21 protein-coding genes are annotated in these 20,234 nt (G+C 42.8%); 12 read left to right on the forward strand and 9 right to left on the reverse strand.

What is annotated here, in order from left to right:
• Window positions 1-164 precede the first annotated feature (164 nt).
• Window positions 165-2,156, forward strand: a complete 1,992-nt coding sequence (gene htpG, locus V7K98_RS09080) for a molecular chaperone HtpG (protein WP_335020902.1) — start codon at window positions 165-167, stop codon at window positions 2,154-2,156.
• Window positions 2,157-2,357: 201 nt separating this feature from the next.
• Window positions 2,358-2,594 (forward strand): 50S ribosomal protein L28, encoded by a 237-nt coding sequence (gene rpmB, locus V7K98_RS09085; protein WP_335020904.1) that lies wholly within the window; start codon window positions 2,358-2,360, stop codon window positions 2,592-2,594.
• Between the two features lie 190 nt (window positions 2,595-2,784).
• Here rpmB and V7K98_RS09090 read toward each other — a convergent pair whose 3' ends face one another.
• From V7K98_RS09090 to V7K98_RS09100, 3 genes are all read right to left on the reverse strand, one after another.
• On the reverse strand, window positions 2,785-3,426 hold the full coding sequence (locus V7K98_RS09090; protein ID WP_335021095.1) for a Uma2 family endonuclease: 642 nt from the start codon (window positions 3,424-3,426) through the stop codon (window positions 2,785-2,787).
• Between the two features lie 387 nt (window positions 3,427-3,813).
• Window positions 3,814-5,331, reverse strand: coding sequence for a M16 family metallopeptidase (locus V7K98_RS09095; RefSeq protein ID WP_335020906.1), 1,518 nt, complete (start codon window positions 5,329-5,331; stop codon window positions 3,814-3,816).
• A gap of 46 nt (window positions 5,332-5,377) precedes the next feature.
• Entirely contained in the window at window positions 5,378-6,976 is a 1,599-nt protein-coding gene (locus V7K98_RS09100; RefSeq protein WP_335020908.1) for a M16 family metallopeptidase, read from the reverse strand.
• Between the two features lie 149 nt (window positions 6,977-7,125).
• Here V7K98_RS09100 and V7K98_RS09105 point away from each other — a divergent pair, with 149 nt between their 5' ends.
• Window positions 7,126-7,740 (forward strand): TetR/AcrR family transcriptional regulator, encoded by a 615-nt coding sequence (locus V7K98_RS09105; RefSeq protein WP_335020910.1) that lies wholly within the window; start codon window positions 7,126-7,128, stop codon window positions 7,738-7,740.
• A gap of 67 nt (window positions 7,741-7,807) precedes the next feature.
• Here V7K98_RS09105 and V7K98_RS09110 read toward each other — a convergent pair whose 3' ends face one another.
• A complete protein-coding gene (locus V7K98_RS09110) occupies window positions 7,808-8,254 on the reverse strand; it encodes a DUF4332 domain-containing protein (RefSeq protein WP_335020912.1) in 447 nt (148 codons plus the stop codon).
• A gap of 137 nt (window positions 8,255-8,391) precedes the next feature.
• Window positions 8,392-9,198 carry a PhzF family phenazine biosynthesis protein gene (locus V7K98_RS09115; RefSeq protein WP_335020914.1) on the reverse strand — a complete coding sequence of 269 codons (807 nt, stop codon included), beginning with the start codon at window positions 9,196-9,198 and terminating at the stop codon, window positions 8,392-8,394.
• A 327-nt stretch (window positions 9,199-9,525) separates the two neighbouring features.
• Here V7K98_RS09115 and V7K98_RS09120 point away from each other — a divergent pair, with 327 nt between their 5' ends.
• The 4 genes from V7K98_RS09120 to V7K98_RS09135 all read left to right on the forward strand — a co-directional run bounded on the left by V7K98_RS09120 (window position 9,526) and on the right by V7K98_RS09135 (window position 11,966).
• On the forward strand, window positions 9,526-9,762 hold the full coding sequence (locus tag V7K98_RS09120) for a hypothetical protein (RefSeq protein ID WP_335020916.1): 237 nt from the start codon (window positions 9,526-9,528) through the stop codon (window positions 9,760-9,762).
• A 20-nt stretch (window positions 9,763-9,782) separates the two neighbouring features.
• Window positions 9,783-11,165 carry an aminopeptidase P family protein gene (locus V7K98_RS09125; protein ID WP_335020918.1) on the forward strand — a complete coding sequence of 461 codons (1,383 nt, stop codon included), beginning with the start codon at window positions 9,783-9,785 and terminating at the stop codon, window positions 11,163-11,165.
• 23 nt (window positions 11,166-11,188) lie between these two features.
• Complete coding sequence (locus V7K98_RS09130; RefSeq protein ID WP_335020920.1) at window positions 11,189-11,377, forward strand: hypothetical protein; 189 nt, start codon at window positions 11,189-11,191, stop codon at window positions 11,375-11,377.
• 76 nt (window positions 11,378-11,453) lie between these two features.
• Window positions 11,454-11,966, forward strand: coding sequence for a hypothetical protein (locus V7K98_RS09135; RefSeq protein WP_335020922.1), 513 nt, complete (start codon window positions 11,454-11,456; stop codon window positions 11,964-11,966).
• A gap of 377 nt (window positions 11,967-12,343) precedes the next feature.
• Here the strand turns inward: V7K98_RS09135 and V7K98_RS09140 are convergent, their stop codons facing one another.
• The gene (locus V7K98_RS09140; protein WP_335020924.1) at window positions 12,344-13,252 is read right to left on the reverse strand and encodes an AAA family ATPase; all 909 of its coding nucleotides are present in this window, start codon (window positions 13,250-13,252) and stop codon (window positions 12,344-12,346) included.
• A 19-nt stretch (window positions 13,253-13,271) separates the two neighbouring features.
• Here V7K98_RS09140 and V7K98_RS09145 point away from each other — a divergent pair, with 19 nt between their 5' ends.
• Window positions 13,272-13,394, forward strand: a complete 123-nt coding sequence (locus V7K98_RS09145; protein WP_335020926.1) for a hypothetical protein — start codon at window positions 13,272-13,274, stop codon at window positions 13,392-13,394.
• Between the two features lie 22 nt (window positions 13,395-13,416).
• On the opposite strand, the gene V7K98_RS09150 is transcribed toward V7K98_RS09145, so the two are convergent.
• On the reverse strand, window positions 13,417-14,493 hold the full coding sequence (locus tag V7K98_RS09150; RefSeq protein WP_335020928.1) for a bifunctional riboflavin kinase/FAD synthetase: 1,077 nt from the start codon (window positions 14,491-14,493) through the stop codon (window positions 13,417-13,419).
• Between the two features lie 51 nt (window positions 14,494-14,544).
• Between V7K98_RS09150 and V7K98_RS09155 the strand changes: the two genes are divergently transcribed.
• Window positions 14,545-14,721, forward strand: coding sequence for a hypothetical protein (locus V7K98_RS09155; protein WP_335020930.1), 177 nt, complete (start codon window positions 14,545-14,547; stop codon window positions 14,719-14,721).
• Window positions 14,722-15,122: 401 nt separating this feature from the next.
• Here the strand turns inward: V7K98_RS09155 and V7K98_RS09160 are convergent, their stop codons facing one another.
• Together V7K98_RS09160 and surE are read right to left on the reverse strand one after the other, a co-directional pair.
• Entirely contained in the window at window positions 15,123-16,019 is an 897-nt protein-coding gene (locus V7K98_RS09160; RefSeq protein ID WP_335020932.1) for an MBL fold metallo-hydrolase, read from the reverse strand.
• Window positions 16,020-16,306: 287 nt separating this feature from the next.
• Window positions 16,307-17,104 carry a 5'/3'-nucleotidase SurE gene (gene surE, locus V7K98_RS09165; RefSeq protein WP_335020934.1) on the reverse strand — a complete coding sequence of 266 codons (798 nt, stop codon included), beginning with the start codon at window positions 17,102-17,104 and terminating at the stop codon, window positions 16,307-16,309.
• Window positions 17,105-17,333: 229 nt separating this feature from the next.
• Here surE and pheS point away from each other — a divergent pair, with 229 nt between their 5' ends.
• The 3 genes from pheS to hemJ all read left to right on the forward strand — a co-directional run bounded on the left by pheS (window position 17,334) and on the right by hemJ (window position 20,230).
• Window positions 17,334-18,326, forward strand: a complete 993-nt coding sequence (gene pheS / locus V7K98_RS09170) for a phenylalanine--tRNA ligase subunit alpha (protein WP_335020936.1) — start codon at window positions 17,334-17,336, stop codon at window positions 18,324-18,326.
• A gap of 368 nt (window positions 18,327-18,694) precedes the next feature.
• Window positions 18,695-19,546, forward strand: a complete 852-nt coding sequence (locus V7K98_RS09175) for an alpha/beta fold hydrolase (protein WP_335020938.1) — start codon at window positions 18,695-18,697, stop codon at window positions 19,544-19,546.
• A 99-nt stretch (window positions 19,547-19,645) separates the two neighbouring features.
• Entirely contained in the window at window positions 19,646-20,230 is a 585-nt protein-coding gene (hemJ, locus tag V7K98_RS09180) for a protoporphyrinogen oxidase HemJ (protein WP_335020940.1), read from the forward strand.
• Window positions 20,231-20,234 lie beyond the last annotated feature (4 nt).

Below are 20,234 nucleotides of genomic sequence, written 5' to 3' on the forward strand. Positions count from 1 at the left end.
GGCAAACAATCCTCAAAAAAGGTGCGATTGCCTGAGCTATGCTTTTAAAATCCTAATTGGTATCATGCCCTTCTGTGTTCTCCGGGTTTATCCTGGAAAGCGGACGGATAGATTGTATTAGCCGCTATCATCATTTCAGATACTAACATCGAAAATTACCAATTATGCTAGAACAAGGCACTATCAGTATTCATACTGATAATATTTTCCCGATCATTAAGAAGTCCCTCTACTCAGATCACCAAATCTTCTTGCGGGAACTGGTATCCAACGCTGTAGATGCCATCCAAAAGCTGAAAATGGTATCCCGCGCCGGAGACTACGCTGGAGAAATCGGCGAACCGGAAATTGAACTTGCCATTGACAAAGATAACAAAACCCTATCAATCTCCGATAATGGTATCGGGATGACGGTAGATGAAGTTAAGAAATATATCAATCAGGTTGCCTTCTCTAGTGCTGAAGAATTTATTCATAAATATGAAGGCAAATCAGATCAACCCATAATCGGGCACTTCGGTCTTGGTTTCTACTCTTCCTTCATGGTGGCGCAAAAGGTAGAAATTGATACTCTATCCTATCAAGAAGGCGCACAGGCAGTTCACTGGACTTGTGATGGTTCCCCAGCTTTCACCCTAGAAGATTCGTCCCGAACAACTCGCGGCACAACTATTACTCTCAGCCTCCAAGGAGAAGAGGAAGAATTTCTAGAAGAAGCACGGATTAAGAATCTTGTCAAGACTTACTGCGACTTCTTGCCAGTACCAATAAAACTGGGTGGTGAGGTATTAAATAAGCAAAAAGCGCCGTGGCGAGACTCTCCAAGTAATCTCAGTCAAGAAGATTATTTAGAGTTTTACCGCTACCTGTATCCTTTTCAGGAAGAACCTTTGTTGTGGGTGCATCTAAATACTGACTATCCCTTTATCATTAACGGGATTATGTATTTCCCCAAGATGAGGCCGGATGTAGATGTTACCAAAGGACAAATCAAGCTATTTTGCAATCAAGTTTTTGTTAGCGACAATTGCGAAGAAATTATCCCGCAATTTTTGATGCCGATGCGGGGTGTAATTGATAGTAGTGATATTCCGCTAAACGTATCGCGGAGTGCCTTGCAAGGCGATCGCACCGTGAAGCGAATTGGTGACTACATTGCCAAAAAAGTAGGCGATCGCCTCAAAGAACTTTTCCGCGATAATCGTGAACAATACATCAGTGCTTGGAAGGATCTCGGTACTTTTGTAAAATTCGGCGTTCTCAACGACGATAAATTCAAAAAACAAATCGAAGATATCATCGTTTTCCGCACCACCGCCAAGCTGACAGAAAAAGCTGCTGCTGTTGAAACTCCAGTGGTTGAAGTCCAGTCTTCAGACGGGGATGCTTGGCAAGATGTCACTCCTTCACCCAGTGCTGAAAACTCAACCCTCACCGCTCCTTACACCACACTGAAAGAGTATTTAGAACGCAACAAAGAACGCAACGAAAACCGGGTTTTCTACAGCACCGATGAAACAACCCAATCTACATACATAGAACTGCACAAAAATCAAGGATTGGAAGTCCTATTTATGGACTCCTTCATCGACACCCACTTTATCAACTTTCTAGAGCGGGAATATCAGGATGTCAAGTTTACGCGGGTAGACTCAGATTTAGATAATACTCTGCTGGAACAAGACAAAGATAAGGAAATTGTCGATCCGAAGACGAATAAAACCCGCAGTGAGACGATTAAAGAGTTATTTGAGAAATCGCTCAACAAACCCAAACTCAACATTCGTACCGAAGCGTTGAAATCAGACGATCCTCAAGGTACACCACCTGCGATCGTGCTTTTACCAGAGATTCTCCGCCGCCTGCGAGAAATGAACGCCATGATGCAGCAAGGAACAGCAGAGTTTCCCGAAGATCACATTCTGCTGGTGAATACTGCTCATCCGCTAATTCAAAATCTGGCAAATCTGAACCAAGGTAGTATTATCCAAGGTGACGGACAATCATCTACCGATCAGTTAGTGAACTTGATTTGCCAACACGTCTACGATTTAGCGCTGATGTCTCAGAAAGGCTTTGACGCTGAGGGAATGAAATCCTTCGTCGAGCGATCGAATGAGGTACTTACTAAGCTGACGGAACAAGCTAGTAAATAATTGGGAATTGGGCATTGGGCATTGGGCATTGGGAATTGGGCATTGGGCATTGGGGAAGAAACTTGTTAAATAATTCCCCCTCATCTCCCTTGTCCCCCCTCCCTCCTGCCTGCCTCTTCTCCCCACTGCCTTCGCCACTTCTGTTGTCTAAGGCATAGAATGGAAAGGCTGTATTAAAATAACAATCTGGAGATAGTTGCTATGTCTCGTCGCTGTGAACTAACTGGTAAGAAGGCAAATAACGCCTTTGCTGTTTCCCACTCCCACCGTCGTACAAAACGCCTTCAACACGCCAATCTGCAAAGCAAGCGTATTTGGTGGGCAGGCGGAAATCGCTGGGTAAAATTAAAGCTGTCAACCAAAGCAATTAAAACCTTACAAATTAAAGGGTTAGACGCAATGGCAAAAGAAGCTGGCATTAACCTCAATCATTACTAAGTAACCTGGTATTTGATAACCTGAGACGATTACGGGAGACAGGATAAGCGGCTTTGGCCGCTGTTCATCCTGGTTCCCTACCAAAATAGGACTGAAATTAGGCGGCTCAGTACCCAGAATTACAAATTACGAATTACGTTCGCGGAGCGTGCCGGAGGATCTATTACGAATTACTATTACGAATTACGAATTATTTTATCTGCGTTTGTATCCAAAGACGAAAAGCTTTGAGCGTTGAATTTCTGCCTGCTGTTGTACTTTGCTTGAGATATTGGGGAATCGCCTCAACTAGGTTAAATTGAGGAAAATTTAGGCTTTGCTGAGACTCTACATAATGCCCATCTTGCAGAACATTAATTTGGAGCTTTCCTTTATTAAAACGCCAAAGCTCAGGTACTTTTAAAGCTTCATAAATATTAGGATGAGTGCGAGAAGTAATATCAATTTCTAAAGCTAAATCCGGAGGAGGATCTACTTCTAAATCCAGTCGCCTCTTACCGCGAATCTCAGATTCATTTTTTATATAGAAACACTGTTCAGGTTCTATACCTTGAGCCATTGCTTGATTTTTGAAAGTGGTAGAACCAAGACATCTAAACTCAATATCTAATTCTTCCAGAAGCGATTTGACTAAATCGCTAATAATTTCTTTATCGTCTTCATGTTCTGGCAGTGGGGCCATAATCTCCAATATTCCCCTGTCATAAGCAATTCGTGCTGCACGGTGTTCCCCTAAATCCTCTAGAATTGTTTCCAATTCCTGCCAGGTTACATCTCGTAGTAACACTCTTTGTCCTGGTGGAACATGAATGCGCTTTAATTCCAACAACATCATTTCCACTCCCAGTAGCTTATACCTAAATTTAGCTTACTCTAGTTGATTAATTCACTGCGACATGACTATCAATGCTGTTCGGTTAAGGCAAGAGACGCGATAAATCGCCGTCTCTACGAAGAACTCATTATTGTAAAGACGGCGATTTATCGCGTCTTGGGGATCTATATTTTTTATCAAATAACCTTAACCGAACCGTATTGACATCACTATAGTTTAAAGAAAAAAACCTCTGGGAATTCCAGAGGTTTTGGTTCCTGATTTAGTTTCTACTGGTTACTACAATTTGTCTTCAGTCATTTCCCGATAAAGAAGCAAATTATCTGATTTGACTGAAGACGCGATTTATCGCGTCTCTACTTATCGTTGCGATCGCAATTTGGATTAATTCTTCGTCTGTGGTTGCGAACCAGGAATCGTTACATCTATTTGTGTCACCTTTGTTGCTAGCTGCGTCAATGGCGGTTGAATGGCGGCTTGATTGCCAACTACGAGAGTCACGATCTTTTCTGGCTTGAGGTATTCTCGTGCTACCCGTTGCACATCAGCAGCTGTAGTGGCGGCGACGGCTTTTTGATAGCGAAAGAGAAAATCAGCCGGATAGCCGTAATATTCGTATCGCATCAACCTTGATAAGGTTTGGCTGGGATCTTGAAAGTTGAATACAAAGGAGTTAAGTGTAGATTCTTTCGCAAAAGCCAGTTCTTTTGCTGTCACTCTTTGAGTTTGGGTACGCTTGATTTCAGCTTGTAAGGCTTTGACAAACTGCACAGTAGCGTCCGATCGCGTTTGTCCACCAGCGATGAATATGCCAGGATAATCGTAACGGGGACTCCACTGGCCATATACAGAGTATGCTAAACCTTGACGCGATCGCACTTCATTAAATAAGCGTCCGCCAAATCCATTTAACACCCCATTCAATACATCCAGCGTGGCATAATCAGGACTGTCAAACCGTCCGCCTAAATGGCCGAGAAGCACGCTACTTTGAGTTAGTTGTGGTTGATTGACAAAAAACACTCCACCTGTATTAGCTGCCGAAACCGATGGTAATTTAGGTTTAGCAATACCTGGGTTGCGGTTCCAATCGCCAAACTTAGCTTGAATGAGCGATCGCATTTTCTGAGAGTCAAAATCGCCCACAATCCCCAAAATTATATTATTGGGGTGGAAATATTGCTGATAAAAGTTGATCAAATCCTCACGCTCAACCCGATCTACCGTTGCATACTCTATCGTGCGAGAGTATGGACTATCTTTCCCATAGAGCAATTTCTTAAATTCTCGACTAGCAATGCCATCTGGATTGTCATTACGACGGGCAATACCACCTTTGGCTTGAGTTTTCGCCAAGTCTAGCTTTTCTTGAGCAAATACTGGCGATCGCAGCACTTCGGCAAACAGCCCAAACACCGTTTCTAAATCTTCACTCAATGCATCAAAGCTAGCACCACCAGAACCTTCACCAATACTAGCTTCTACAGATGCCGCTCGTTGTTCCAACATCTCATTGAGTTCATCAGCCGAATGCTGCTTAGTTCCCCCAGTTCGCATTACCCCGCCTGTAAAACCAGCTAAACCAACCTTCTCCATTGGTTCCAAGCGATTTCCTGTCCGCACAAACGCCGTACCATTCACCAACGGCAATTCATGATCCTCCATCAAATAGACAACCAAGCCATTTTGAAGAACAAACCGCTCATATTTCGGTATCTTAATCTCAGGTAGCGCTGGCAACTCCAACTCACTATAATGCTTTGCCTCATTCGTCGCCGCCAAAGAAAAATTACAACTTAAAAGCAAACACGCAAAAACAGCAACCAAGGCATAAATTAACCCCTTCCCATTCTTGATTTTCAACGCTATATACCTTTTACCCTTCACCTTATACCTCTGCATATCTTTTCTTCCTTTGCGCCCTTGGCGACTTGGCGGTTCGTTCCTCTTATCCTTCCTTCGACAACAACTTCCCAATCGTGCGATTCCCCGGCGTAAAAGTCTCCTTCGCCACTCGCCCAATATCAGCCGTCGTCACCGCCGAAATATCATCCAACTGCTTAAACAAATTCCGCCAAGAGCCAGTTTTCACCTCATATTCCAACAATTGTTGAGCCATCCCCATATTTGAATCGAGGGTACGCAACAAACCCGCCCGTGCTTGAGTTTTCACCCGTTCCAAATCAACCGCCGCGACAGGCTCCGTTTTTAATTTGTCAATCTCTTGGCGCAAAGCCACCGCCACTTCATCAACTGTATGACCAGGAGCCGTGAGAGCATAGAAAAACATCAAGTTTGGGTACTTATCTCCAGGAAATCCACTGTAACCTTGAGCATTTAGCGCCAAACGCTGTTTTTCTACCAAAGACTTATATAACCGCGACGTGCGCCCATCACTTAATAAACTGCCAATGATTTCATAGACTGCATTATCTGGATGAGTAATTGCCGGACGATGATAACCTTCTAAATACCAAGGTTGAGTAGGTAGTTGTACAGTAACTTCCCGTGTTTGTTTTTGTGGCGGTTCCACCGGGATTTGTTCAACAGCTTTGGTTTTTGCTTTATAGCGGCCAAAATAAGTTTGCGCTAGTTTTTTCACCTCAGTCGGGTTCACATCTCCGACAATTGCGATCGCTAAATTACTTGGTACATAGTGAGTATCAAAGAAATTTTGGACATCATCTGGTGTTAAATTGCGGATATCTTGGTCATAACCAATTACTGGACGCTTGTAGGGATGCACTTTGTAAGCAGTACCGATAAATTTTTCTAGCATTTGTCCAATGGGTGAATTCTCCACCCGCATCCGTCGTTCTTCTAAAATTACATCTTTCTCTTTATAAAACTCACGACTAATTACCGGATCGAGAAATCGTTCCGACTCCAACGACATCCAAAGTTCCAGCTTATTGGCAGGAAAGCTGTAAAAATAACGAGTAGCTTCGGTTGAAGTATTGGCATTTAAACCCACACCTCCAGCTTGTTCGACAATTTGCCCCAATTCGTTTTGCTTGACAAGCTTACCTGCTTGTGATTCTACTTGTTTAAATTCAGCTTCTAACCGAGTAACTTCGTCTTTTTTCCCATTGGCTTTTGCTGTTTTAATTTGAGTATCTAACTGTTGCAATTTATCTAGCAGAGGTTTTTCTGCTTTGTAATCTTGTGTACCGATGCGCGTTGTACCTTTAAACGCCAAATGTTCTAAAAAGTGAGCTACACCGGTTTTACCATCTTGTTCATCTACACCACCCACATTTGCATAAGTAAGAAAGGAAACCACAGGCGCTTGATGTCGTTCCAAGACAAGGAATTTTAGACCATTATCAAGGCGAAACTCCGTTAACTGTTTAATAACTCGATCTAGATAAGGTTGGATTGAACTTTGAACTGGTGAAGTTTGAGTTTTGGCTTCTTGAGGAGGTGCTGTTTGAGTTTGAGCTAGAGCAATTTCTGGTAATAATCCCCACCAGAAAACGATCAAAGCCAACAAAGTCACAAACAACCGCCGTAATAAATCCAAAATTGACCGACTGATCTGGTTCATAAGCAAAAATTAAGATAAAGTTACACTACCTGAGAAACAGGATACTTAGCAAAACGACGTTAATGTTGTATTAGGCTTGTTGAGCTTTTTGACTTGACGTTAGACAATAATGCTACAAATCGTGTTCCGCAAATATCACAATAACTGTTATGCGAGTTTTTAATTCTTCCCCACCCTCAGAGGCTCAGACACGCACCCGGATTTTACAGGCTGCACAACGATTGTTCGCCTCTCAGGGATTTGACGGCACTACCACCCGTGATTTAGCGCAGGCGGCAGGTGTAGCTGAAGGTACGTTATTTCGTCATTTTCCCAATAAAAAAGCAATTTTAGTGGAAGTAGCTACGAATGGCTGGGTAGAGATTTTAACCGATTTATTGACAGAATTAAGTGAAATGGGCAGCTATAAAGCCATAGCTCAGGTGATGCGTCGCCGGATGTGGAACTTTCAAAAAAATGCTGATTTGATGCGCGTTTGTTTTATGGAGGTGCAGTTTCACCCCGATTTGCGCGATCGCATTCAATTAGAAGTGATTACCAAAATGACCGATGTCGGCGAAGCATTTTTCCAAACAGCGATGGATAAAGGCATTTATCGCCAAACTGATGCAAAGCTAGTTGCTAAAGTTTTCTTAGGAATGTTTGCGATCGCAGGTTTTTCTAACAACACCCTTATCGAACCTGACGCTTCCCCCCAACAAATGCAGGAAATGGCTGAAGGACTTGCTGATATCTTTCTCAATGGTGTCTTGGTTAAAGAGTGAGGAATTGGGCATTGGGCATTGGGCATTGGGCATTACTCATTACTCATTACTCACTACTCATTACTCATTACTCAGCACTCAGCACTATTTTCGCTTGCTGACTCCACTGTTGTACTAGCTCGATCGCTGGACATAAATCTCGTCGCTGCATTGTTGCTACTTGCAAGCGCATGATTTGTCGGTGCAATCTGTGAGTGGGTGTCTCTGCCAACTGGGTTACAGAACAGATACCTGCGTGAAGCAATAAACCACAATATTCTACACCTACGCTAGGAATACGTGCCAAGTCAGCTAAAGCCATCCATTTATTTACATACTGAAGATGAATCTGTAATTTATTTGCTAACGCCAGTCGTGCCTCTAGAGTCTTGCCTTGTTTAACTAGGGCTACTGTGGTATTAATCCCACAATTTTGCAGTTGTGATTGTTCGTCATAGCTCAGTCCAGGTAATTGCTCGATTGGCCAGTCACTAGATGCAAGCAGATTTCGATTATTTATATTTTTAGTAGGCATAAAACTAAATATTAGATTTGTTCACTCACATATACAGCAATCCTAAATCATTCGTGAACAACAAGAACCCCGACTTTTTTAAGAAGTCGGGGTTCTGAGCTTCGCCTGACAATAGCATTTCACATTGATTTGTAATATTAGGTTTCTGCGGTAATTAACTCACCTCGCATCACAGTTACCGCTTGTCCAGCGAGAAAAACGCGATCGCCTCCGGTATAGCAGACTTTTACCACTCCACCGCGCTGGGATGCTTGATAAGCCAACAGATCATCTTTGTTTAAGTGATCGCGCCAAAAAGGAGCAAGACAACAATGAGCCGCACCAGTCACAGGATCTTCATCAATCCCTAAACCCGGTGCAAAAAAGCGAGAGACGAAATCATATTCAGAATCAGAGTCGGTAAGACTAGTGACAATGATCTCAGAAATAGGCAACATTTTCAAATTTTGAAAATTTGGCTGTATTTGCCGCACCAAATCTTCAGATTCTAATTCCACTAAATAGCCAAGAGAATTTAAAAAAACAGATTTGTAAGGTACACCCAAAGCTTGTTTGAGTTCTCGCGGGGCGATTGTTTCTTTTGAATGATTCACAGGAAAATCTAACTCAATCCACTCACCTTGCAACTTAGCAATCAGCACTCCGCTTTTAGTATAAAAACGCGCAACTTCATCAGGTGATAAATGCCCTTCTGACCAAAGTACATGGGCGCTAGCTAAAGTTGCATGACCACAAAGCGGTACTTCCAGCGTGGGCGTAAACCAACGCAGATTGAAACCATCATCCTGTCTAACTAGAAAAGCCGTCTCAGATAAATTCATCTCCTGTGCCACATTCTGCATCCAGCGTTCATTTTGGTGAGTAGACAAAACACAGACAGCAGCAGGATTTCCCGCGAAAGGTCTATTGGTGAAAGCATCAACTTGAGTAATGATTTGTCCCATTAGAATCACCTTGAAAATTAGACAGCAATATACTTATCAGGAATAGGTTAAAGATTTATGCCTCTATTTAGTCTGAGGGGACACCAGATCCCCGACTTCTTTAAGAAGTCGGGGATCTGAACACCCGTCTGTTACAACATCCAAATAAGAATCGCCATATACAGTACCTGATAAATTAGGAACGTGGATTAAATAAAATGTACTTTATCCTGTCTCTAGCTTCCCTCTCCTTTATAAGGAGAGGGATTGAGGGTGAGGTAAGCCAGAGATATAAACTGTATGTTATTTAATTCTTATTCTTTAGGAATATAATCTCCAAAAACTAGGATGATGATAAAAATCTTCAGAAGCATCTTTGCTACTGTCAACTTAGCGCTAATTTCTGGAGGATTAGCTAGTTGTGTTGTTGAGGTACCAGAACCATCTACTCCAACTGAGCAACAAAAACCAGTCATCCAACCTACCCAACAACCTAAGCAGGTAAAGCAGAAGGACAAAGATCGTGATGACAAAGATAGCGATCGCAAAGATGATAAACACGACGACAAAGATGATAACGACTAAATAACCTTGAGTTTCTATTTATGCTTATCCAACAAACTTCTACTTCCCTCGTCGATACTTTACGCCTGCGACGGCAACAACTAGCCAATCTCATTGATTTTCCCGTAATTCTTTGGTCAGGTAGCAACAGTCCCCGCAACTTTCTGGCAAATACTTTTCCGTTTCGCGCTAATAGTCATTTCCTCTATTTTGCCGGACTACCATTATCAAATGCAGCAATTCGTTTAGAAGCCGGCAGGCTAGAACTATTTATCGACGATCCATCACCCAGCAGCGCCCTTTGGCATGGAGAAACACCAACACGCAATGAAATAGCCCAGAAGATTGGGGCAGATGTGGCTAGACCAATGGCAGAATTAGAGTCTTGGTTAGAAGATGCCGTCACACTTGCCGTACAAGATGCAGCAACATGGACGCAACAATCGCAACTATTAAATAGATGGGTTTTACCCCAAAGTCCTCCCCAAGGAATTGATTTAGACTTAGCTAAAGCGATCGCTTCTATCCGCCTCACCCACGATGAAGCTGCATTAATCGAGTTGCGAAAAGCTGCTGCTGTCACTGTTCAAGCACACAAAGCTGGGATGGCAGCAACACCTCAAGCCAAGCGAGAAGCAGAAGTTCGCGCAGCAATGGAAGGGGTAATTATTGCCCATAACATGACAACTTCCTACAACAGTATTGTCACCGTTCACGGTGAAGTTTTGCATAACGAACACTATCACCACCCTCTACAAGCAGGTGACTTACTGCTTGCCGATGTTGGTGCTGAAACTGAGATGGGTTGGGCAGGCGATGTAACTCGTACTTGGCCAGTTTCCGGTAAGTTTTCATCTACCCAGAGAGATATTTATAATGTAGTGTTGGCGGCTCATGATGCTTGCATTGCCAAAATACAGCCTGGTGTAGAGTATGAAAATATTCATCTACTAGCTGCGACGGTTATAGCTGAAGGTTTAGTAGAGTTAGGGATTTTACAAGGAAATCCTCAAGATTTAGTAGAAATAGATGCCCACGCGCTATTTTTCCCTCATGGTATTGGTCATCTACTGGGTTTAGATGTCCATGATATGGAAGACTTGGGGGATATAGCTGGGTATGAAGAGGGACGTTCTAGGAGCGATCGCTTTGGCTTAGGCTACCTGCGTTTAAATCGTCCCCTGCGTCCAGGAATGCTAGTTACAATTGAACCTGGTTTTTATCAAGTACCAGCAATTTTAAATGATGCGAATATTCGCTCAAAATATCAGAATGTAGTGAATTGGCAGCGTTTACCTGACTTTGCCGATGTGCGCGGAATCCGCATCGAAGATGATGTTTTAGTTACAACAGAAGGCAGCGAAGTTTTAACAGCAGCATTACCAAATGATGCCGATACCATAGAAAATTTAGTCAATAGCTGAGAGGATGAACTAGCCCTTTCCAAATGACTCATAAAATCTATTGTTTTTCTCAGCGTTCTCTGTGCCTCTGCGGTTCACAAGTAATTTATTTCACCACAGAGGCGCAGAGAAGCCAGTGCGTTGGGCGGGTTCCCCGACTTGAAGCAACTGGCGCGACACAGAGTAAAGAGTTTAAGGAGGAGTTTATTGACCAAAATTTTTATCCACCTTGAAAGGACTAGAGTATAGCTATTCGCATAGTAAAAATATAATAAGATACCTCATGATATCTAAAATAATTCCAAATTCATGATAAAAAACCCCATAAAATTACTACTCAACGGAGTTATTGTCACCTTCGGACTATTCCCCTTATTAGCTCAATCACAGCAGCCTGTACGGGTTTCTGATGCCCAAGTTGCGGCGATGGTAGAAGCGTTGCGACAAGCTGCACCGCAGACAAAAAATCCCAACGATGGATATTATAGTGAATGGCAAGTTAAACCAGAAACCCTCAAAGGCTGGTCAAGAACTTGTCTCAAACGAGAATTAACACCGACACAATTTGAAAACAGTCCAGCGATCGCTCGTCAAGTTGTCTCTTGCATTACCCGCCGGGAGTTAACCAATCAGTTCCGCGCCACCAACAATAATGAAATTGCATCTGTGCGTGGCGCAGCTTGTTGGTGGATGACTGGTAACTATACAGGGTGTGACAAAGGTTTCACTGCTGATTATGTGAAAAAAGTTGTGTACTTTTATCAACAACAGCGTTCAAAACCAGTAGCAACTCAATTAGAAAAGATAACTACTGAATCTTGAAGCAGACATGAATCATAGAACCCCATAGTCTCAGTAATCTAGTCTCAACCTAGTCATATTGAAATATTAGAACAGTTTCAAATTCGAGCCTGTACCACGAAACATTTGAAATCCAAGCAAGATAGGAGAATTTAAGTTTATCCCTGACTTTAGTACAGGGTTGATTGGATTTCAGATTCTGCTAGGAACGTGGATTAAATAAAATGCAAAACTTCATCTTATCTCTAGCTTCCCTCTCCTTTATAAGGAGAGGGATTGAGGGTGAGGTAAGGCCCGGACATAAGCTGTATGTTATTTAATTCTTGTTCCTTAGTGGTATTTCAAGAAAAAGCAATTTGACCAAAATTGAGCAACAACCGTTATCTAACTTTTTTACATTAAGGAATAGAAACCGATCGCAATAATCGCTCAACAACAGTTCTTGCATTCCGTCCTCCTCTAGGAATAAGGCGATGGCAAAGAACATGAGGTACGAGAAACTTCACATCATCGGGAATGACATAATCACGCTCTAATAGAAAAGCTAGCGCTTGGGCAGCCCGTTGTAATGCTAATGTGCCACGCGGACTTACACCAAGAGAAATTTCCTCATCTTGGCGTGTTGCCCGCACCAATTCGAGGATGTACTGTTGCAAGGAAGTTGTCACTTTTACTTGAGAACAGATGTAACGCAATTCCTTTACTTCTGCCAAGGTAATACAGGGCTGTAAATCAGCAACTTTCACACCATTTTGAAGATTTTGCAACATCAGGAGTTCTTCTGCCTCTGAAGGATAGCCCAAACTTAGCGACAACATGAACCGATCCATTTGCGCTTCCGGCAGAGGAAAAGTACCTTGATACTCGACAGGGTTTTGAGTAGCAATGACAAAAAAGGGTTGGGGAACTGGACGAGAGACACCATCGACCGTTACCTGATGTTCTTCCATCACTTCCAGCAAAGCTGACTGAGTGCGGGGTGTAGCGCGGTTAATTTCGTCAGCTAGCAGGATATTGGCAAAGACTGGCCCAGGAAGAAAAGTAAATTCACCGCTTTTTGGGTTCCAGATATTGGTACCAGTGATGTCAGTTGGTAATAAATCAGGAGTACATTGTAGCCGTTGAAACTTGCCATCCAGCGAACGAGCTAAAGATTTAGCGAGCAGGGTTTTACCAACACCAGGGACATCTTCTAAAAGGGCATGACCACCGCCTAGCAACGCTACTAGCACTAAACGTATTGCCTCAGCTTTACCAACGATGGTAAGAGCCAGATTTTGTGTTAAAGCGTCAATTTTTTCTCTCATGCAGGGTGGGGAGTAGGGAGTGGGGAGTGGGGCGTGGGGAGTGGGGAGTGGGGAGTGGGGAGTGGGGAATGGGAGTTATGAGAATTCTTTCCTCACAATTCCCAATGCCCAATGCCCAATGCCCAATCCCCAATTCCCCTAGATACATTGTTCCCACTCAGCACTCAGCACTCAACACTCAAAACTTCTTTAGCAACAACGCAGTCAAGTTGAATTTGTGTTTTCAGGGCTTCTAGAGAAGGAAATTTTTGTTCGGGGCGCAAAAATTTAACTATTTCTACAGCCAGTTTTTTGCCATACAAATCACCAGACCAATCGAATAAATGTACTTCCGCAGATGAATAAGTACCATTTACTGTTGGGCGGTTGCCGATGTTCATTACTCCCAAGGTTTCACTAAGAGCAGCATCTGATGTTTCACTGAAAGTAAAAACACGGACGGCGTAAACTCCTTGACGGGGCAAAAACTTTTCTTTTGGTAGTTGAAGGTTGGCGGTAGGGAAGCCAATCGTTCTGCCTAATTGTTGACCTTGAACGACAACACCAAAAAGAGTGTAAGGGCGACCTAGTAGTAGATTTGCGTTTTCGATGTCGCCTTGCTCAAGGGTTTGGCGGATCAATGAAGTGCTAATGCGGGCATCTTGAGTTTGAGTAGTACTGACGCAGCTACTTTCTGTAGGTGAGTCACCTGTATAAGTTTGTAAGGGAACGATGGTAACGGGGATATTATGTTTGGCGGCAATTAATTGCAAGTCTTTAGCAGTACCACTGCGCTTTTCGCCAAAACAAAAATCCTGCCCGATGCTAATTTGCTGGCATCGCAGTTGCTCCACGAGAATTTTTTGGACGAATTCTTCGGGGGTCAAAGCAGATAATTCTTTATCAAAGGGTAGTAATACCAGTTGCTCTACCCCAAGCGATCGCAATTGTTGGACTTTTTCATCCAGTGGTGTTAACAAAGTCCGGGGTTGCCCCGTGAAAAACTCCTGTGGGTGGGGGTCAAAGGTGACAACTGTTGAATAAATATATTCTTCTTGATTTGTCAGTTGTTGATTTTCCTTTGACTGGGGACTACTAGCTACTGACAAGCGATCGCTACGGTGCAAGACTGGTTGAATTACCCTTTGATGACCAAGATGAACACCATCAAACTTGCCAAGGGCAACAGCAGTCGGCGTTAGCAGCCCAACGCTTGAAGAAGCAACCCACACAGAACACCCATTTTGAGACAAATTTAGCACGTGGATTCTGAGATTTTAGGTTTATTTTAGCTATCAGCAGGAAGCTACCTTATGGTAAACCGCCTTGAGGAGGACATTCACAAACTGCATTTGAGGTCTTGTGCGATCGGTCAGGGTGTTATGCCACCTCTTTTAACTATCAGCCAAAAGCCTAACCCACGGAAAGTAGCTCCAGATGATATAAGAATTTTAGATTTTAGATTTTTTGGTTCATATCCCGCCACGTGATGACAGAACAAATCCAAAATTCTCAGAGCCAAAGTACCCGAATTTCTTAGCGGGACAAAGAAAGTGGTCTGTTTCCATCCAAAATCTAAAATCCAAAATTGGTTGACTGCTAATTGCTAATTCCAGATAACCCCAAATACCAGAGCTAAAAAGGCTCTAGTTCCTTGTTGAGACTGCAATCAGCTTTTAACCCTCCGTTGAGATGCAATGGATAGCCTCTGTGGATGTCTGGGGTTGTGAATCTATAAACTTTGTCCTCCTGTTGTCGCGCTGATCTTGTGGTTGGCGTGACAACTCTGGGCAGCGCTGTCTCACAGTACAACCTACAAGGTACGCTCTCGCGCTGAAAGCTTCTGATCACCAATCTAATCTAAAATCTCCAGTTCCTGCGATCGCAATCTTTAGGAAGAAAACTTACTAACAGGAAAAGATTCTGATAAGGCTACTGAGGTGGGAATCTGAAGTATCAATCCTTCCCGTGCCATGATCGCACCAGGAAATTTCTCAGCGGCCTGTTTCCCGACAACATCCAAAAAGTCATCATCGTGTGCGGGGTCATGGTGGTAAATCACCAGAGTTTTGACATTAGCGGCTTGTGCCAATTTCACAGCTTCTTGCCAGGTAGAATGTCCCCAGCCAATTCTTGGGGATTTTGGCGAATGATATTCTTCGTCTGTGTAGGTAGAATCGTAAATTAAGATGTCGGCATTACGAGCTAGCCACAGCACGTTGTCATCAAGTCGATCGGGAAAATGTTCGGTATCGGTAATATAAGCAGCAGCACCACCACGCCAGTTGACGCGGTATCCTATGGCTTCACCTGGATGGTTTAAAGGTGCTGTTTCTACAGTAACTTCATCAATGTTGATTGGTTGTCCCGGTCGAATGTCGTAGAAATTTAAATTGGCTTGCATAATCTGCAAGGGTACGGGAAAATTCGGGTGCAACATTTGATCGTTGAGGCGCTGTTCTATGGTAGAACCATCAGGTGCGATCGCGCCGTAGATATGAAAGTCATTTCCCTTGACAAACCCTGGGCTAAAGAAGGGAAAACCCTGCATGTGATCCCAGTGAGAATGGGTAAAAAATATGTGAGCTTCTAACGGCATTTGGCGCAACAAAGATTGCCCCAAAACATGTAGTCCTGTGCCAGCATCGAAAATTAAGCGTTTATCGCCCGCTTGCATTGATATGCAAGGGGTATTACCGCCGTAACGAACAGTGTGTGGCCCTGGACTGGGGATGCTGCCGCGAACGCCCCAAAATTGTACGGTAAATTGATTCTCTATCCTAGACATAGGTGTTGCTTGCTGGACTGAGCGGGCGATAATTGAAAAAAATGTTACTTATTTTGTCTAAGTTTATGCTGTCTCACCAATGTTGGTAGAGGGAGGATTTCTTGGTAAAACAGCATACCCTGTTTGTGGCTGATTGTGTAACTGTGAATAAAATACAATCAGGTAAAATTTTCTAGGTTTTGGGGTAAATGTGTATCGGTTATTTCAAGAGTGCCCCTACGTTATAGCCTACATTTTTCTCAGATGCATTTGCATAACCCCAATTTTGTCCTGATAAATCAAATGATTTATTGAAAATTGAATTCCCACTCAGATAATTTATCTAATCCAGTTGCGTAAGTGAGATTGTATTGTAACGGTGTAATACTGATGTGGTTTTTGCGTACAACCTGTACGTCTGTCGGTACATTTTGAGGCAGGTTTAATCCAGTTGGCGGTTCCACATCCTCAATTACTTCTCCGGTTAACCAGTAGTACGTCTTTCCACGAGGATCGACTCGTTTATCAAACACATCAATGTAACGCCGTATTCCTTGGCGGGTAAGAGTAACACCGGCAATTTCTTCCCACTTCACAGCAGGAATATTGACATTGAGCAACATTAAATCTGGTAAAGGTTTTTGCGCTAACTGGTCTACGAGAATTTTGGCAAACTTAGCAGCAGGTTGAAAATCTTTAGATGTGTGACTAATAAGACTTAGGGCTACGCTAGGAATTCCTTCAATTAGACCTTCCATTGCCGCCGAAACAGTGCCGGAATACAAAATTTCAGTTCCCAAATTTGCACCTTGATTAATGCCGGAGAGAACCAAATCAGGAGGAGTATCTAGCAAAGCCCACAGTGCCAATTTGACGCAATCTGAAGGTGTGCCATCGCAAGCCCAAGCTTTGATAGCAGGATGAAAAATTGACTCCACAATTTCAGCGCGAATGGGTTGGTGAAGAGTTAATCCATGTCCAGTTGCCGATCGCTCTCGATCTGGACAAACTACACTAACATCATGACCTGCCTCTGCCAAGTAGTTCGCTAGGGTGCGAATCCCCAAGGCAGAAACGCCGTCGTCGTTACTAATTAGTAATTTCATAGTTATTGGTCATTGGTCATTGGTCATTGGTCATTGGTCATTAGTTATTAGTTATTAGTTATTTGTTATTAGCCATTTGTCAATGTCTGAGGTCACAAGCAGCAAAAAAACATTTATACTCCCTAGTACGCGTGGCACAAGTTTGCCTCTTATCTCTAAAGCCGATTTATCGAGCAGTTCACAGCTTTTGACTATAGACTAATGACTAATGACCAATGACTAATAACTAATGACTAGCAATTTAGAAGCTCAACTTTTAGCACTGCGGCAGGAAGGAGAAAAAGCGATCGCAGCCGCCGACACCCTAGAACGTCTAGAAGAACTCAGAGTTAATTATCTGGGTAAAAAAGGGGAACTGGGGGCACTGTTGCGAAGTATGGGGCAAATGAGTGCAGAGGAACGGCCGAAAATTGGAGCGATCGCCAATACAGTTAAAGAATCTCTGCAAACTAGTCTAGATCAGCAACGCACTGCCCTGGAAGCCGCGCAAATTCAGGTACAGCTAGAGGCGGAAACTCTGGATGTAACTATGCCCGGAATTTATAGCCCTCAAGGTCGGATTCATCCCCTCAACGGTATTATTGACCGAGTGCTTGATATCTTTGTTGGTATGGGCTACACCGTGGCTCAAGGGCCAGAGATGGAAACAGATTATTATAATTTTGAAGCTCTCAATACTCCGCCCGATCACCCCGCCCGTGATATGCAGGATACCTTCTACCTGCCAGACGGTAATCTTCTCCGCACTCAAACCTCGTCAGTGCAAATTCGTTACATGGAAAGAGAAGAACCACCTATTCGTATTGTCTCTCCAGGGCGAGTTTATCGGCGAGATAATGTAGATGCAACTCACTCGGCTGTTTTCCATCAAATAGAACTTTTAGCTATTGATGAGGGACTAACTTTTACAGACCTCAAGGGCACAATTAAAGTATTTTTACAAGCAGTATTTGGCGATTTACCTATTCGCTTCCGTGCCAGTTATTTCCCCTTTACCGAACCATCGGCTGAGGTGGATTTGCAGTGGAATGGGCGCTGGTTGGAGGTGATGGGCTGTGGTATGGTCGATCCAAATGTACTTAAGTCTGTGGGTTACGATCCAGAAATTTATACTGGGTTTGCTGCCGGTTTTGGTGTAGAACGCTTTGCAATGGTGTTACATCAAATTGATGATATTCGTCGGTTATATGCTAGCGATTTGCGATTTTTGCAGCAGTTTTAATCAAATCTCTTGCAAAAATAAATTTGCTCAAAACTTGAAGTAATTCTAATTGCTTGATGAAGCAATTAGAATTACTTCATTTAGTTAACGTTTGGTGTAATTTGTAAAGATTATTAAAGCTTAATCTTAGCTAGATCAAAAAAGTCTGAAAATAGTTTTACTTTTAGGACTCACGCAGAACTAAATGCGGTAGGGGCAATACATGAATTGCCTCTACCGGAAAATTGAGGTTTGAGCTATTTTTTGCCTAAGTCTTGACTTGAAGTATCCTCAATAACCAATGCCCAATGCCCAATGCCCCATCCCCAATGCCCAATGCCCAATGCCCAATGCCCAATGCCCAATGTCCGAATCCATAGGAATATAGCGTGTCAATAACAGAAAATAAAATTAGTGTAGATTCACTAGAATGGTTTTATCGAGAATCTTCACCAATCGGCAGAACTGATTTAGCGCCTGTGTTATTGCTACACGGCTTGGTTTCACAAAGTTATAGCTGGCGTAATATTATACCTGCTTTAGCCAATCAAGGGACAAGAGCGATCGCTCCAGATTGGATTGGTTACGGCTTTTCTGCAAAACCAGAAAAACGAGATTTTGCTTACACACCGGATGCTTTTATCACAGCTTTAGAAGGATTTATCAAAGCACTAGAACTTGAATATTTTTCTTTAGTTGTCCAAGGCTTTTTAGGTTCTGTAGGGTTACAATATGCCTTGCGTCATCCAGAACAAATTGCCAATTTAGCTATCCTAAATACACCAATATCAACTGCTGCCAAATTACCTTGGAAAATTAAACAAATGGGTTTACCTTTGGCAGGTGAAGTAATGACCCAAGACCCCCTATTAGTTGATCGGACGCTAGAGGGTGGTAGCCGTTATCGGATCGGAGACAAGGATTTAGATATTTATCGAAAACCATTTTTGCAAACTTCGTCATCTGGGCGGAGCCTTTTATCAAGCATTCGTAATTTACAGCTTGATTCAGCAATGACAGAAATACAATCTGGCTTTAAAGAATGGCAACAGCCAATTCTGATTCAATGGGGAATGATTGACCCTTGGTTATCTCTAGACATTGCCCAAAACTTTAAAGATACTGCACCAAATGCTGAATTAATCAAACTTAATAACGTCGGGCATTATCCTCAAGAACATTACCACGAAGTTATTTTAGAAGACCTTTTACCCTTTGTGCGTCGTAAAGATACTCATTGAGAATATACTTTTGGCAAAAATCGATATTATAAAAGTCAAGTGAACTTTTTATCACCACCAAAAATGGCTTACAACCACAAGTAAAGGGGATTAGTATTCATGGCTTATTCATGGTTTAAAGCATTTCATATTGTCGGATTTGTCGTTTGGTTCGCTGGTTTGTTCTACCTAGTACGCCTTTTCATCTATCACGTTGAAGCGAACGTTGAACCGGAACCAGCGCGAACGATACTGAAAAATCAGTATCAAATTATGGAAAAGCGTCTCTACTACATCATCACGAACCCAGGAATGTATGTGACGATCGCAATGGCTATCGGTTTATTAAGCACTGAGCCGGATATTTTAAAAGAGGGCTGGTTACATATTAAACTGCTGTTCGTTGCCATTTTAATTGGCTATCATCATTACTGCGCTCGACTTATGAAGAAGTTAGCAGTAGATGAATGTGGCTGGAATAGTCAGCAATTACGTGCTTTAAATGAAGCACCCACAGTTATGTTAGTAGCGATCGTATTACTGGCTGTATTTAAGAATAATTTACCTACAGATATCGCTGCCTGGGCTATTTTTGCCATGATTATTTTCATGGCAGTAACCATTCAACTTTATGCCAAAAAACGCAGGCAGGATAAAGAGAAGTTGACAGCACAGATAGCGCAAGTTCCACAAGAACAAAGTTAGACAA

Source organism: Nostoc sp. (assembly GCF_036917435.1).
Lineage (GTDB): Bacteria > Cyanobacteriota > Cyanobacteriia > Cyanobacteriales > Nostocaceae > Nostoc.